Below are 14,649 nucleotides of genomic sequence, written 5' to 3'. Positions count from 1 at the left end.
AATATAAAAATATTGGCCATCTTATGTAGAAGATGTGTTCCAAAATTGATGCATTCTGAAGCTAAATGAGTATCTTTGTCCGCTCTATCTGAGATGAAATATAAAAAAAACAGAAATTCACTTATCTCAACGAGAGGCACTAAAGATGAAAAAATATGCACAGCTATTTTTAATTCCTGGTATCATTTTCTGCGGTAGTGTACAAGCTTATGTTCCAGAAGTTAATATGGAGATATACGATACACAGATTTCGTTATCCCCCCAGGATCAAGAAATTCTGATTAATGAGGGTAGAGATCTCTACTCCCGGACAATAAACATACTGACATCTGAAAAATACTGGGGAAAGCATGGTGATTTTACAGGCATCGATGAAGAGACCCAAGGTAGTTTAGCATACGGGATGGCGCTGAAAGGAAATTCTGACCTCGACATAGGTTTCGTATATAAATATAACGATGGCGAATCCCAAAAAAATCTAAACGCCTTCACATTAAAACAAGAAGCCCTGGACGCATTTAAGTCAGTTTTGGGAGATACATACACCTATACATTAAAATATCCAGTAATAAATATTGCCGGAAATGGCGTTGACATTGATGTGGCATTTTTTAATGAGTTAAAAGAATCAACCGACGTCTGCTTTGTAACCAATCGTTGTTCAGAGATGAACGTTGGCATCGATGATATGACCTCAGCATGGAACTTATCAGAGAGGTTATCTTTATACTCCAGGTTTGACACGGTGTTCAGCACAAACTCTCATAAAAGAACAATGATAAACCGGGTTGGTAAGCTATTAAAGCAGTGGCGCAGCATTCAATTTGCCAATTCCGTTATAAAAGTCCCTTCAATTGCTTTGATTTCTGGATTGTATCAATACATTGATTACCTAAATAATTCATCATTAATCGACTACACTAATTCCATAAGGTTACTTTCACACACGGTCGACTTTATGCTTAAAAATGATTTTGGCAACAGTAACTGTGAAGACACTGAAAATATGGTCATAAATCTCCCTGTCTACCAAAAGGATCAGAACTTATTAGATAAAATGCCAAGTAACAATAAAAAGGAGTTATGTAATGATATGGTGGATTTCAGTACAACACTTCATGAAGCATCATTGCATTCAACTTCTGTAGTTAAGTCAATTGCTATTTTAAGGCCTTACCTTGGACCTATACCTTATTGAAAGTTTAAAGCATCTATGGTTATATTGAGTAATAGCTAAAACCTGACCATTATCTACCTTTAATTCTGACCTACGATTACCATTACATTTATAGCCGGACAAAATCAGCCTGATAAAATTAAATGTTGCTGGTGAACAGATTAACCCGGTATCCCCTCAGGATCGCCGGGTTTTTTATATCATTAGATCTGGTAATCCAACGCGATCTCATCTGGCTCCATCACCTGGCGTTTGATATCCTCCACAGAAAGGCCCGCATTGCACAGTTCGATAAAGCGCCAGACATAGTTGCGTTGCAGCTGGCCACGCTTGAGGCCCAGCCAGACGGTGTTGGCGTCAAACAGATGGCGGGTTTCGAGACGAATAAGCGTCCCGGTCTCCTGCTCGCTGCCTGACTGTTCGGCAACAATACCCACCCCCAGGCCCAGCTCAACGTAGGTTCTGATCACATCAGAATCCTGTGCGCTCAGCACAACGTCCGGGATAAGTCCCTTGCGACCAAAGGCTTCATCGATACGCGATCGGCCGGTAATACCCTGTCGGTAGGTAATCAATGGCCAGCGGCTAATCTCTTCCAGCGTGAGCGGAGAGGCGCTGGCGAGCGGATGATCCTGCGGAATCAGCAGGCTGTGATGCCATCGGAACCAGGGAAAGGCCACCAGCGCCGGATCGTTACTTAGACGTTCACTGGCAATACCGATATCTGCTCCGCCGTTATGCAGCAGTGACTCAATTTCCTGCGGCGTCCCCTGGATCAATTCAAGCCGAACCTCGGGAAAGAGCGTGCGGAAGGATTTAATTACCGGTGGCAGGCTGTAACGTGCCTGAGTATGGGTGGTGGCTACGGTTAAGACTCCGGAGGTGTCGTTGGTAAAGAGATCGGCAAGCCGACGGACGTTGCTCGCCTCATTGAGGATGCGTTCGGCAATGACAAGCAGGGCTTTGCCTGGCTCAGTCATACCCAGCAGGCGTTTTCCCCTGCGAATGAAGATCTCAATTCCCAGCTCCTCTTCCAGCTCACGAATATGGCGGCTAACGCCGGACTGCGACGTATAGAGCATATTGGCGACTTCCGTCAGGTTATAGTCCCGGCGCGCCGCTTCCCGAATTATTTTTAGTTGCTGGAAATTCATCCTACCCTCCAGAGCCATCAGACATATCGCTATTGTTAAAGTCTGAGGCCTGGCAGGACAAATAATAAAAACCAGCATCTTATTCCATTATGGAATAACTCTAGCCAACCAGTAGCAGCTCGCGGTTCTCCAGAGTTGGGCGGCTAACCAACGACATAAGAATATCTTTGACAGCCTGCGCCTGCGGCGATAGTGACCCATGGGCAGACGTATTCAGCGAGAGCGGCAGGCTCATAGAGGGGGCTGTAATGCGGGCCATCCAGCCGTTTGCCGCACTGCACAGGGAGCGCGCAGCGGATTCAGGCAGTACCGTAACGCCCATCCCGCTGGCAATCGCTGCGGTTAAGGTGGTAATGGACTCAATCTCACCAATGATTTTTGCCGTCAGGCGACGCAGGGAGAAGGCTTCGTCGACTCGCAGGCGGACCGCACTATAGTCACGGGGCAGGAAAAGATTCATCTCCGCCACGGCGGTCAGATCGACGCTCTGCCCCGGGCAATCCCGGGTACCCACCAGAAAGAGATCCTCTTTCAACAGCGGCTGGCTGGCGATCCCGGCCGCCGGTGCGCGTTCGTAAAGCACGGCCATATCCAGCTGGCCACCTAGTAGCTTATCGTTGAGATCGGTCCCGCTGTTTTCGTGCAGATAAACCATGACGTCCGGTAACTCGTTGCGCACGGCCTGTAACAGAGGCATGGTGATGGACGATGCCGCCGTCCCGGGTGCAAGGCCAATCGCAACCTGCCCGCGCAGAGTCTGGCCAACGTTATTGACCGCCAGCTGGGCCTGTTCACACTGGCGTAGAATGGTGCGTGCGTGAGTATAAAGAATTTTTCCGGCTTCGGTCGGCGTCACACCACGCTTGGTACGAATCAACAGCTGCTGATCCATCTCTCCCTCAAGCGTAGCCACCTGCTGGCTCAGCGCAGGCTGCGCGATATGTAAGACTTCCGCAGCCTGGGTCAGGCTACCGATATCGACGATTTTTACGAAATACTTCAGCCGTCTTAAGTTCATTTTGCCTCCGGAACTAAACGCGTAGGTTGGTGCGTGTAAGTGTCTTGTCGGAGGAGTTGCAAGATGCTTGCCAGTTTTTAAAAGGTCATTTTGATATTATCTAACAGGCTGGATTATAAGAGTTTCTGATTACCTTACCCGTTGTCACTACGGAGATCGGCCTGGTTATCCTGCCCCATAAGGGGTAGTTTTGCACTCATATGGTGCATACGTCATCGTTTTTGCTGATGATTCAAGCAGATTGCTGCAAAACTCCGCAAACGATCGCCACAGCTTAACTCAGGCTTTGACAAGCGGATCTTCCGCCGCTAATATTCGCCCCGTTCACACGATTCCTCTGTAGTTCAGTCGGTAGAACGGCGGACTGTTAATCCGTATGTCACTGGTTCGAGTCCAGTCAGAGGAGCCAAATTTAAGAAGCCCGCTTTTTAGCGGGATTTTTGCTTTATTGGTTAATCTCCTCTGGTAATCCTGCGGTGTCGTTCTCATCCTCCGCCACCGTAAACCACGAGTACCATGTATTACGTCGTAGGTAGCCTTTCGCGGTGACCGTGCGGATATTGCGTCCCAGCGCATCGTAGTACAAAGTATCGCTGTAACCCTGAGTCCGCATCGAAGCATCGCTAGCGTACAACCAGCTATCGAGGAAATAAGGCTGGTAGCTGCGTACCACCTGTCCCTTATTGTCATACTCAACCCGGCCAGAGATTGCCCAGCGGGGCGCGGCATCGACCTCGGTGATATCCACCTCGCCATCCTCGTCACGATGCCAGGCTTTTCCATCCGGCACCAGCGCGCACTGCTGGAGAGCACGACCAAAGCCATCGCTGTAGGCCACGCCAATAGCCGTCTGCTGGAGCCGCTTCGTGGCATCGTCAGGATCGACGGTATCCGGGTAGTTATCCGCCGTCAGCACCGCGCTATGAACCGGAACCTGTTCGCTCTCTGCCAGCAGCGTCGCCAGCGGATCGTTGGCGTTCTCCTGCGCCCACTGGCGACCCGCCGGACGGATATGTCCGTCAAAGGTGATGAACCGATTAGCCAGAAGTGAAGACCAGCCCCCTGCCGCTGCTGCATTTGCCGTGCTCTCGGTGACCGTTCCCATCCAGCTAAACATATTGCTTACGCTGATGGTGGCCAGCTGCTGGAGATAGCCCGGCGCGGTCGCCGCGTCGATAGCTTCCTGCACGCTCAGGGCCGGATCGACGGCATAATCAGACACCATGCCGAACCCGACCTTCTGCCCACCGTTTTCGGTGCCATACACGCTGCCGCCTCTGGCCTGCCCGAGCGCATTGAGCTGCACCTCCTGAATATTGGCGTTGATATCGGTCGTCTGCCAGGGCGTTAGGAAACGGTAGTCATAGGCAGCCGAAGTGCTGTTTCGAGTGTCGCTCTGTCCGATCACGCAAAGCGCGTAGCGGTCATATTGATAGTTAACGGCTGTAACGCGCTTCGTTGACTGGCTGCCGCGCGGTAGATAGAACGGCAGATAGTTACCTTTATCATCGGTGAACAAGGTAAAGCTATGTTCCGTTCCCCAGAGCGGATTGGCCGCATCGTCGGACATGGAGACGTAGCCGAGCTTGTCCCATGCGTACTCAGACGGAATATCAATTCCGTCATAGGCTTTGAGGGCGGTGCTGTCCAGTACGGCGGTCCGCTGATGATCCACCAACGCCAGCAGGTTCGGCGGCGTGGTGACATAGATCACCTCGCTCTGCCCGTTCAGATAGCGCGTTTGACTATCTGCCAGCAACCCATTCGGATCGCTCAACGTCTCATAGCTAATACCGCCTGCGGGTATGCGGTCATATACTAGCTGGTTGCTGCGGCTGGTATCCGGCAATCCCAGCCGCCAGCCCTGCGGATCGGTAAGATGGATAACGGATGCCAGACTCTCCGTCAGCCGCAGCTTCTGCTGCTGCTCGTCGTAGGTGTTATCCCAGGCATCGGCAGGCATATTATTGGGATAGGGAGAGAGCGGATGCTGCGCCCGGCGGGGATAGGCTACGCTCACCTGCTGCAGCGGCGTGCCGTAGTCGTCCCGTACCAGAGTGACCTGCTGAACAACGACGGGATCGTCCGCCCTCTGCTCATAGCCGCTGGCGACCTGCTCCAGGCCAAACGGCAGCACAATCGGCACCTCCCCTGCCTGTACCAAACGGACCTGCATACGCTGTTGAGTACAGGCGTACGGTGCCGGGCTTTCACCCTTCTCCCAGGTTTCACTGCGCAGCACTGAGCCTTTCAACGCCCGAAAGAGCCACCAGCGGGTGTCGTCGTCCGGCGTATCCAGCACCGTATCTTGTCCATCCTGCCAGGAGGTAAGTAAGGTCGGATTGAGCACCACCGCCTCGCTGTCTCCTGACCACGGCTCGCCGTAAAGAGAAGCTTCATCTCTCTCCCGGCCACAGTGGTACCAGGTTTTGCTCAGCAGCGTGGCGGCAAGCGGGGTGTCATTCCCCACTGGCAGGGCATCGCTGTTGGTGTCTTCGGTTTCGACGTAGCCAAAGCCACGGAACTCACGCTCGCGCCCGTCGTACACGCCCTGGTAATAGCGGCAGCTCTGGCTAAGCTGATTACCGGTGATCTCATCCAGCGTAATGGTTTTCACCAGCAGCTGCATAGCGAAAGGCAGCGCGGGCACCGCATCCGGGTTCTCTGCTTTCTCATCCAGCCACGCCTGTGCCGAGCTGCGGTAGCAGAGCGTATGGCTGGCACCCAAATTATTATTTACTCCATTCAGCAGATAGGGCTTGGCGCTGTTGAAGACGTAGCGCCAGTGGGTGGGTGTCATGTAGGGAATAGAGAGCACCAGCTCTGCCATCCCGTTACCCTGCACGTCGGCGACGGTCACCTGGCAGAGGCGATCGTAGAAGACGTTTTCCGGCAGGAGAATCGGCTCCCCTACGACAAAACTGTTCCCGCCCTGGTTAAGCCAGATCTGCACTCGATCGTGCTGCATATAGATAATATCCGGCGCGCCCGAACCATCGGTGTCCGCCAGCAGCACATCCTCTGGATTAAAGGTATCTTCATCCAGACTCTCAATAGCGGGCAGCGGCAGGCTCACCGGCGAGCCAAACCGACCGTGTCCAAGGTTAGGCCAGCAGGTGACTTCGCTATAGCGGATGCGGCAGAGATGCGACTGGCCGGATCCGAGCATGTCGGCAAACACCACCAGCTCGCGGGCGTTGCGGCCTGGGATCGGCAGCGTAACATCTTCTCCCTGCGCAACGTCGAGGCCGATGCTAAAGCTTTCCCCTTCGTTGGCATAAAAGCGTACCGATCGTGGCCCGATCAGTGCCAGGTCGGCCAGACCGCTGCCAACCAGAGAAGCAAACTGCGCCTGCGGATGGAAAAACTCGGTGGGCAGCGCGCTAAATGGCGTAAAGCCACTCCAGCTCTTATCAGGCCGTTGGGTAAAGAAGCCCGCCATACCCGGCTGGGCAACAATCCAATCCAGCTGACCGTCACCGTTGATATCCATCAGCCGGGCAGCATCGCTCTGCATCGCCGGGACGCTGGGCAGCACCTGCCAGTCGGCCCAGGAGACGCTATCCCCGCCCTCTTCGCCGCGCTGCGGTGCACGGTAGCGCCATTCGTTTCCGGTGCGGCACAGCACCCCCGGCAGCCCTTCACCGTAGAGATCCACCAGCGCATAGGGCCAGCTCTCCAGCCCTGGCATAGCGGGCATCTGCTGCCAGTCGGCACGGCTCTTTGCCTCAGGCTGACTGAACTGCAGCTCCAGCGGCGGCAGCGACTGCACGTAACCATCCGCTTCGTAAGCCAGCGTCCGGGCGCTGGTTAACTGGGTCAGGGTTGGATTTTCGTCATACTCCAGCAGCAGGCGGGAGACCAGCGTATCCTGCTCTCCCAGCTCATCTGGGAAATGATGAAACATCAGTACCTGACGGCACAGGCGATGCACGCGGATCTCAAATCCGTAGTCGTAGCGGGAGTAAGGATCCTGGCGTGCAAGCCATTTCCCTGAGGTGATATAGGCAGGCGGCGTCTGTGGATCGACCCCGCGCTCGCCATAGTCAAACACCAGGGTGAAGTACCAGTCAACACCCGGCTGATCCCGGCTCCAGAGGTAGAGATCGGGGGCGGGATCGACATTGCCATACTGCACCTGGCTAAGGTAGCGCATTGCGCTGCTGCTGCGATCGCTGGCCGCCACGCCGTCGCCGTTTTCCGCGAGGTATGAGTAGTAGACGTGCTCCCCGGTCGGGCTGACCGACTCCTCCAGCAGCCACTGCGCGGTATGCGTGGCGTTCTGTGGCTCGCTAATGCGTGCCGCTGAGGTTTTGCCGAGCAGGTGCAGCGAACCGTCGCTGCCGTGCAGCAGCCAGAAAGCATCATCGTTATCATCACCGTGCCAGTACTCCAGGCGGCTGAACGATCCCTCAATGCGCGGCTGGTAGCGAGTCACCGAATAGGTTTGTGAAAATTTAACGCCGCCGTAGGCAGAACAGGTCGTCGGATTGGGCTCGCTGGTGGTGCTGGCGCTCTTCACCAGCACCTCGCCGTCCGGTCCCAGAAACGCATCGTTTTCATCATACTGCGGCACGCCGTGGCTGGTGCGGCGAGTAATGCGCATCGTTTCGCAGAACCAGCCCACGCCGAATACGCTGTTCCCGCCGCCGCTGCTGTAGCTGAGCGACAGGCCGGGAGCAAAACCACGCCCGGCGGTGATGGGCAGCGGCAGCGCCATGCTGGCCAGCCCCGTCGGGCCTGCCTGGCCCAACGATTCACCCATCCCTGTCAGCGCGCCGCCGCCTTTCGGTAGCGAGGGTGGCGTGACGGAAACTGCTGAAGAAAAAGCATTTTGTTGTTGCATAAAAAATTCCTCCTGAAACGGGCCGCCCGCAGACGGCCCGGATTATTTCTTACAGCGTTCCGCTAACCGCCTGTTCAAAGGTGCTGCCGCCGTACAGCGCGGTGTAGTGCACCTGGATAATGACGTCGTTCAGGGATTGCAGCAGGGCCTGCTGCTCAGCTGACTTAACGTTCGGGAACTTCAGCTGCCAGTCAGATATCGCCCCCGTGCCTTCAAACGGCAGGTAGCGCTCGTCGCCGAAGTTCAGCACGAACATCCCGCTGTCGTTCAAACCGGACGAGACGGCGATCTGCTGGCTGGCCCGCAGGTTAGTGATGATGTTGCTGGCGCTACCCGTAGTGCTGTCGTTGAGGTAGTTCACGCCGTTAACATCTGCCTTCAGCAGCGTGCGGCTACCGGACTGGGTCAAAGTCATCCGCACGTCCTGATACGGCCCGACCAGCGCGGGCAGCGAGACGGTCACGTACTTGATCTGCCGCAGGTAGTGGCCAGGGTAGTCGTTATCGAACAGCGACTCGGTAAGCGAGAACTGTGTGACACCGTCCGTCACCAGACTGGTGAAGGCATCGCTATCCAGCTGCTTCAGGGAGACCGTTTTGGTCAGCTCCAGACGGCGCGAGTTACGCGTCAGCCAGGTGGACTCCATCTGCTGCAGGTTGAGCGCCAGCGTCTCGCCCACCAGCAGGCCGTGATAGCTGTCGTTCCACGCCCCGGTCTGGATAAAGGTCGAGGTCATGTCGCCCATCTCATACTGCCAGCAAGCCTGAGCGCTCAGGCAGAGGGAAAGCACCGCGTCGTAGGCCTGGTAGTAGAGCGCCGAGAGCTGCCCGGTCAGCCAGTTATAGAGCGAAGACTGGGTGAAACGGGTGGTCAGGAAGTTCAGGGTCGACTTCAGGTTGTCCTGCTGCGCCTGGGCCAGCTGCAGGGAGGTCACTGCCCCCAGTCTGCGCACGGCCAGAGCATCGAGCTGGGCGTTAATGGTGTCGATCTCCGACTGCGCCTGCTGGAACTGGATCTGCCACTCCTCGCTGCGGCGGCGGTAGCCCTCTGACATCTCCGTCTGCTGGGCGGCAAGGCCGGTAATGTCTGCCGACATCTGGAGCACGATCCCAGCGGCCAGCGTAGGTGCACCGACCTCCTGGCCACCGTCTGAGAAGCCGAAGATGTTAGGGATCGTTTTCATTGCCATACCAGCGGTGATCAGCGGCGAAGCGGCGGTCATCACCGCCGACGCGCTGTCGCGTAGCGCCATGGCGCTGGTCTCCCCTGCCGAGACGCCGGTGTTGTAGAGGCTGAAGTAGTGATCGTAACGCTGCTGGGCCATGCTGCGGCTGGCCTCCAGCACAATTTTATCCTGATCCAGGGCATCGATGGCGTTCTGCCCCAGCGTCAAGGTATAGGCGGAGATATCCAGCGCCAGCTGGGCGTCCAGCTCCTGCAACCCGGCGGCCTCCTTGCGCTCGTAGTAGCTGAGCAGCGTCTGGCCGAACTGGCTCAGGGTGGAGACAGCAAAGCGTGCGCTCTGCAGCATAGTGCTGAAACGGTACGGCGGAATGGTCGCCGTCATGCCGGACGAGGCGCTAATCAGGGAGCCACCCTGTACGCTCTGCTCCATCAGCACCGTCGGGTTAACCGGCGGGGCATAGAGCGGAACGGTCATCGGCAGGCCGTCGATGGTCAGCTGGTGACGCAGATTGTAGAGTCGGGAGTCCAGCGTGTTCCAGTAGCCCAGCAGCTGGCTGTTAACCGGGGCCATAAAGCTGTCGCTGGTGGCCACGTCCGCCGCCACGCTGAGCTGTCCGGCGAAAGCCGGCAGCGCCGGGGCCTGCTGCTCATAGCTCAGCAGAGCCACGTTGCTCTCCGCGCTCTCCGCCAGCTCGGCCAGCGTTTCCGGTGCCCAGTGGTTAACAATCAGGGCGTCAGGGCGGATGCCGAGCAGGTCTTTCACCTGGCCGTACTGCAGGCGGGCGAGGCTCAGGCCGTCATTAGTCAGCAGGCGGTAGCTGGCGTCAGCGGCGGCCATCAGGGTGCTGACATAAGCCATAAACACCGCTTTCTGGTAGTGCACCGGATAAGCTTTAGCCAGCGCATCCGGATCGGTGGTTAACCATGCAACCGTCGCCTGAGTGGCGGACGAGGCGCTCTCCACCAGCGGGCGTACGCTCCAGTAGTCCGGCTCCGGGTACTGCTGACGGATGTCGCTGCTGTTGTCGCGCCCACGCGCAGCCGGGTCGAAGATGTAGTTGTACCAGCTCAGGGCATCGCTGTACTCCTCCTCCTGACTCAGACGCCATGCCACCAGGTACGGCATATAGAAGAACAGCTCCCAAAAATAGATGCCGTTTGCACCGCTGAAGTCCATCGGGACGGCGGTATCGTTGGTCATGCCCGGTTCGAGGGTGAGCTGGGTGTCCCAGTTCAGCAGGGCCTGGATGCTGGCGCTGGCCTTGTTGATAAGTTCTTTAGCGAAGAGGGTATTGAGGCGGATCGGAGAGATGGCTGTGCCGTCGCTGAATTTGCTATCGGTGAAGTTAAGGTAGACCGCTTTCCCCAGCGTGTCATTGATGTTCACTGAAATATAAGGTGTAACTGGAAGCTCTGTAGCACGAATTAAGTCTACGAGATACTCCTGGCTAATTGTGTTCCCCAGAGCATCGGTATAGCCATAGGAGATATAACGTGAAATTTCTGAGCCAGATATTTCATCGGAAGAGAAATCAGAGATGCTGAATGACCAACTGTTTCCGGTTCTTGAAAACTCTGGTTGAGACGTGCTGAATACTTTTGAGCCAGACTGCCAGCTATTTGGAGCCGAGTCATAAAATACATCAAACTCCCAAGGAGAGGATAGAAGGTCATCGTAAGAAGATGGATGACTAGTTTCTATATTATAACCCCTGCGATCGGTATCATAAAAACTAATCCTACCAGCACTAGATAAATCTGACATAGCAACGAAAGAAAAATCCTCTACAGCAATTTCACCAACAGAAATCTGATATTTCCTTGAAAAATAAAAATCACCCCATAAGAATTCATCAGTACTTTCAACAGCATTAAAAGTATTGAATGAATCGTCTACAAAATCTATCTTCATTATCACATCAGAGTATGACATTGTTCCTGGATTATAATTAAAATTAATAGTCCCGGGAACATAAGTGGTTGAGTCTTCTGTTGTTCTTAATGAAAGGCCATTATATGTATAAGTATCGAATGTTGTAGTATTAAATAACTGAGGTATACTTCCTTTAAGGGAAAGGGTCCCATTCGAGTTATAGGCTACTGAGAAATTTTCCTTTAACAACGCAGGGATAAACGCCAGCCCATAAAAATCATTTTTTTCACTGTCGGCTTGCAGTACCACACTTGAAACCGCAAATTGCCCCAATGCATAGGCTGACTGAACGCGCATCTGGGCTTTATTGGATTCCGGGTTGTTTTTCTCGCCTGAACGCGTCATATAGAGATATTGATACTGTGCCAGTGGGGTGGGTTCAGTCCCCATGCTTGCTGAATCAATCTGCTCAATTGCAAACCAGTAGTCAATCTGCAGCGAAAAATCACTATAGCCACTTAGTGAGGGGGAAGAGGCCGATTCATCCGCATCATAGAGTGACACCGTAAGCATATCGTCGGTCTTATCATAGAGACAGACAGTACAGAGATTGTCTGAACTAAACAGTTTACCGCAGTAAGTATTCTGTTTAGGGTCTGATACTATGACCTCATTACTAATAGACGCCAAAAAATAGGGCGCTGACCAGGTATTGCTGAAATCACAATAGGAAGAGTAAGCCGTAATTTGATCATACGGTTTCGCTTCAGTACCCTCACCGACATTTCCCGCCATTGTCCGTTCAAACCAAAATAGATAGAGACGGTTATTAAAATAGGTCAGTCTGGGGATGCCCTGTAACGCCTCCTCGTTAATGGCGGTATTCATCGGATACCATTCCGACCAGGCGCTGCTAGAGGTCACGTTATCGACGTTCAAATCCATATCAAACGAGCGCCAGTAGTACTGCACCGGTGACGTAGTGGATTTACCGAGGAAATAGTATTTGCCGGAAGTCTGATCGGTGCTGTCAAGATATCCACTGACAATCGTCAGGTTTGCTACCTGCTCGAACTTATTCAGGTAGTTCATCACCGCCTGTTGTGACGTGTCGCTGTTAATAGTGTTCTGGTTCAGATCGGTGATCAGATCCTTAAAATAGGCGGTCTGGCTCTGGCGCAGAGTCGGATCGATATAGTTCTCCGGATAGGTATCCAGCTCTACCTCACCGGCCCAGATATCATACTGGCTTAATCCACTTTTCCAGCTGTTGATATTATCCTGGTCAAGAAACTGGGTCTGGTAACCCGGCTCCATGTTCATAGTGATGCCGTTGATATACTGCTGAATACTCGACATTGCCTGGGCCACGCGGGAGGTGGGTACAGCATTGCTGACCAGCGGATCGATTAGCAGGTACTCATAGACGTCTTCCGGCGTCTGGACCAGACTCACCAGATCGTCATTGCCGCTGGCGGGAATATACTGCCCCAGATAGTAGGATAGCAGGGCGTTACGCTGACGCTCGTTCAGCGATGCTGCGATATCAATGCTCATAATGTATCAACCTTAAAATTGAGGGTAAGCGCGGCACGGCCGTGTGTGCCGTAAAGAAAAAAAGTTTCTATTACCGTTGTCCGCTTTGTGCGGCCACGAGCGACTCGCCTGCCGACTGCCAGGCGTCCCATGTGTCAGTCACACTGCCTGGTACCAGCTCACCGGTTGCCAGCAGCGGCGTTACCGACAGCCCCGTCTCTGTTGAGAGCTGCTGCAGGCGCATCACGTAGTCCACGTCCGTCACGTTTTTTGCCAGCCCGCCGGGAAGTGCCGCCGTGGCATCCGCCACCTCGCTGCTCTCCCAGTCCAGCAGCAGGGCCAGCGCCTCAGCAGCCTGGGTGGCGTCCGGCGGCGTGGAGCCGTTCATTCGGCTGAGGTAGGCCAGCACCCGGTCCTCGTCACCCGCCACTTTCAGCCAGTCGCCGTAGCGGCTGAGACGGTAGAACAGCGTCAGGGTGAGCGTGGTGTCATTCACGCCGAACCACTCCGGGTTGGCAAGGAAGGCGCTCAGGGTGGCGGGTGTGAGGCTGAAAGCAGTGCTGATGCCCGCACGCTGGCCGAGGACAAAGAGGTCTGTGAGATAGGTCGCCGGAACCTGAGACGGGTCGGTGAGCGCCGCGCCGTTGTTCAGAGCCAGGGTGTCCGAGAGCAGGCGATATTCGCTGTCCCCTGCCCAGCTCAGCAGAAGCGGCGGCAGGGACTGCGCGGTGCTGAACATCTGCGCCAGGGCGCTGTCGGCAATGCCGTTCTGGGTCAGGCGGGCCTCGTTGATGATGCCGGAGAGGGTGCTGATGGCTTGTTCACGGTCGGCTTCTGAGGCAAAGGTAATTTCAGCGACATCAAGATCCGCACTGACCATGGAAGCGATAACGTCATAGTCTGTTGCGACGGGTAATACCAAACCGTTGCTATCGATAAGGTCGCAGAAAAGATCGCTATTACTCGACAGATTGGCAGGTCGAATAAGCTTGGCAGGTTTTCGGGATGCCACAATCTTGGTGATATCATCTTCGGTAAGAACGCGGTCCCACAGGGTGACATCGTCATAGCCTAAGGTTGCATTAACATCATTACTAAGACCCATCGCGTCGCTCTTGCCCAAAGTCCAGACGTTATCATCCTCTCTGAACAGTGACCCACTCCAGGTAAGCTTGCCTGTTGATTTAATGCTACCGTCTTCTGACCAGACATAAAAAGTTGTGCTGTTTTGTGCAACATCTGTAACAACCCCCAGCCACAGCCATATGTCAGCCTGTGATTCAAGACCAGACTCAAAATGTAAAGACTTCCAAGTCTTATCTGTTGTAACGCTAGCCCCTATTTGATAATCATTTTTAGTAGGGAATAATGTAGTAATAACACTAATGCCGGGTTTGACTGATGAGCTAAAGCTCTCTGAATTACCTAAAATAGGGAAGTTTTCACTTGCCCCGGATCCCATCTTCACCCACATACCAATGGTATAACTACTATTCCCAGCAGCGAGTGTATTTGCCGCGCTGCTCAATACACCGTACTGCCTAAGGGTTGAATCCAGCTGAATACCACGTGCAACGCCTTCCGGGCTGTCGACCGTTCTATCGCCACCGTAAATAGTCAGGAATGAGCTTTCAGGCAAAGATACACCTCTGAAGCTCTGCTCGCTGAGCAGGGCCGCGGGCAGCTGCTGTTTGATACCGTTGACGAAGTTCACCGTCACCGACGTCGCCTCCAGCGCATCCGTCTCTGGCTGCAGCGCAAGGTAACTTTTCACCCACGACAGCCTGTGCTCAGCCGCCCACTCTGCCGCCGCGTCCAGGGCCATCAGCAGGTCAAGAATATCCCCGCCCGCAGGCTGTC

General features: G+C 54.4%; 6 protein-coding genes and 1 tRNA gene. 2 read left to right on the top strand and 5 right to left on the bottom strand.

Annotation, left to right across the window (positions count from 1 at the left end; genetic code table 11):
* The first annotated feature begins 145 nt into the window (after positions 1-145).
* Positions 146-1,198 (top strand): hypothetical protein, encoded by a 1,053-nt coding sequence (locus RTM13_RS00035; protein WP_312209145.1) that lies wholly within the window; start codon positions 146-148, stop codon positions 1,196-1,198.
* 182 nt (positions 1,199-1,380) lie between these two features.
* Here RTM13_RS00035 and cbl read toward each other — a convergent pair whose 3' ends face one another.
* Entirely contained in the window at positions 1,381-2,331 is a 951-nt protein-coding gene (gene cbl / locus RTM13_RS00030) for an HTH-type transcriptional regulator Cbl (protein ID WP_312209144.1), read from the bottom strand.
* Between the two features lie 100 nt (positions 2,332-2,431).
* The gene (nac, locus tag RTM13_RS00025; RefSeq protein ID WP_312209142.1) at positions 2,432-3,349 is read right to left on the bottom strand and encodes a nitrogen assimilation transcriptional regulator NAC; all 918 of its coding nucleotides are present in this window, start codon (positions 3,347-3,349) and stop codon (positions 2,432-2,434) included.
* A 333-nt stretch (positions 3,350-3,682) separates the two neighbouring features.
* Here nac and RTM13_RS00020 point away from each other — a divergent pair.
* Positions 3,683-3,758 (top strand) — tRNA-Asn (locus tag RTM13_RS00020).
* A 36-nt stretch (positions 3,759-3,794) separates the two neighbouring features.
* Here the strand turns inward: RTM13_RS00020 and RTM13_RS00015 are convergent.
* From RTM13_RS00015 to RTM13_RS00005, 3 genes are all read right to left on the bottom strand, one after another.
* A complete protein-coding gene (locus RTM13_RS00015) occupies positions 3,795-8,195 on the bottom strand; it encodes a SpvB/TcaC N-terminal domain-containing protein (protein WP_312209140.1) in 4,401 nt (1,466 codons plus the stop codon).
* Between the two features lie 49 nt (positions 8,196-8,244).
* The gene (locus RTM13_RS00010; RefSeq protein WP_312209138.1) at positions 8,245-12,810 is read right to left on the bottom strand and encodes a neuraminidase-like domain-containing protein; all 4,566 of its coding nucleotides are present in this window, start codon (positions 12,808-12,810) and stop codon (positions 8,245-8,247) included.
* 70 nt (positions 12,811-12,880) lie between these two features.
* Positions 12,881-14,649 (bottom strand): LamG-like jellyroll fold domain-containing protein (locus RTM13_RS00005; RefSeq protein WP_409456018.1); only part of this gene is annotated, 1,769 nt, incomplete at its 5' end.

The sequence above is a fragment of the Pseudescherichia sp. genome, from assembly GCF_031979925.1.
GTDB lineage: Bacteria > Pseudomonadota > Gammaproteobacteria > Enterobacterales > Enterobacteriaceae > Pseudescherichia.
Note: the sequence above shows the minus strand (reverse complement) of the source record. Positions and strands in the feature narration are given on the sequence as shown.

What these genes read in the sequence shown, in the direction of transcription:
- RTM13_RS00015 (WP_312209140.1), bottom strand. Translation starts at nt 8,195, where the DNA reads ATGCAACAACAAAATGCTTTTTCTTCAGCAGTTTCCGTCACGCCACCC.
- cbl (WP_312209144.1), bottom strand. Translation starts at nt 2,331, where the DNA reads ATGAATTTCCAGCAACTAAAAATAATTCGGGAAGCGGCGCGCCGGGAC.
- nac (WP_312209142.1), bottom strand. Translation starts at nt 3,349, where the DNA reads ATGAACTTAAGACGGCTGAAGTATTTCGTAAAAATCGTCGATATCGGT.
- RTM13_RS00035 (WP_312209145.1), top strand. Translation starts at nt 146, where the DNA reads ATGAAAAAATATGCACAGCTATTTTTAATTCCTGGTATCATTTTCTGC.
- RTM13_RS00010 (WP_312209138.1), bottom strand. Translation starts at nt 12,810, where the DNA reads ATGAGCATTGATATCGCAGCATCGCTGAACGAGCGTCAGCGTAACGCC.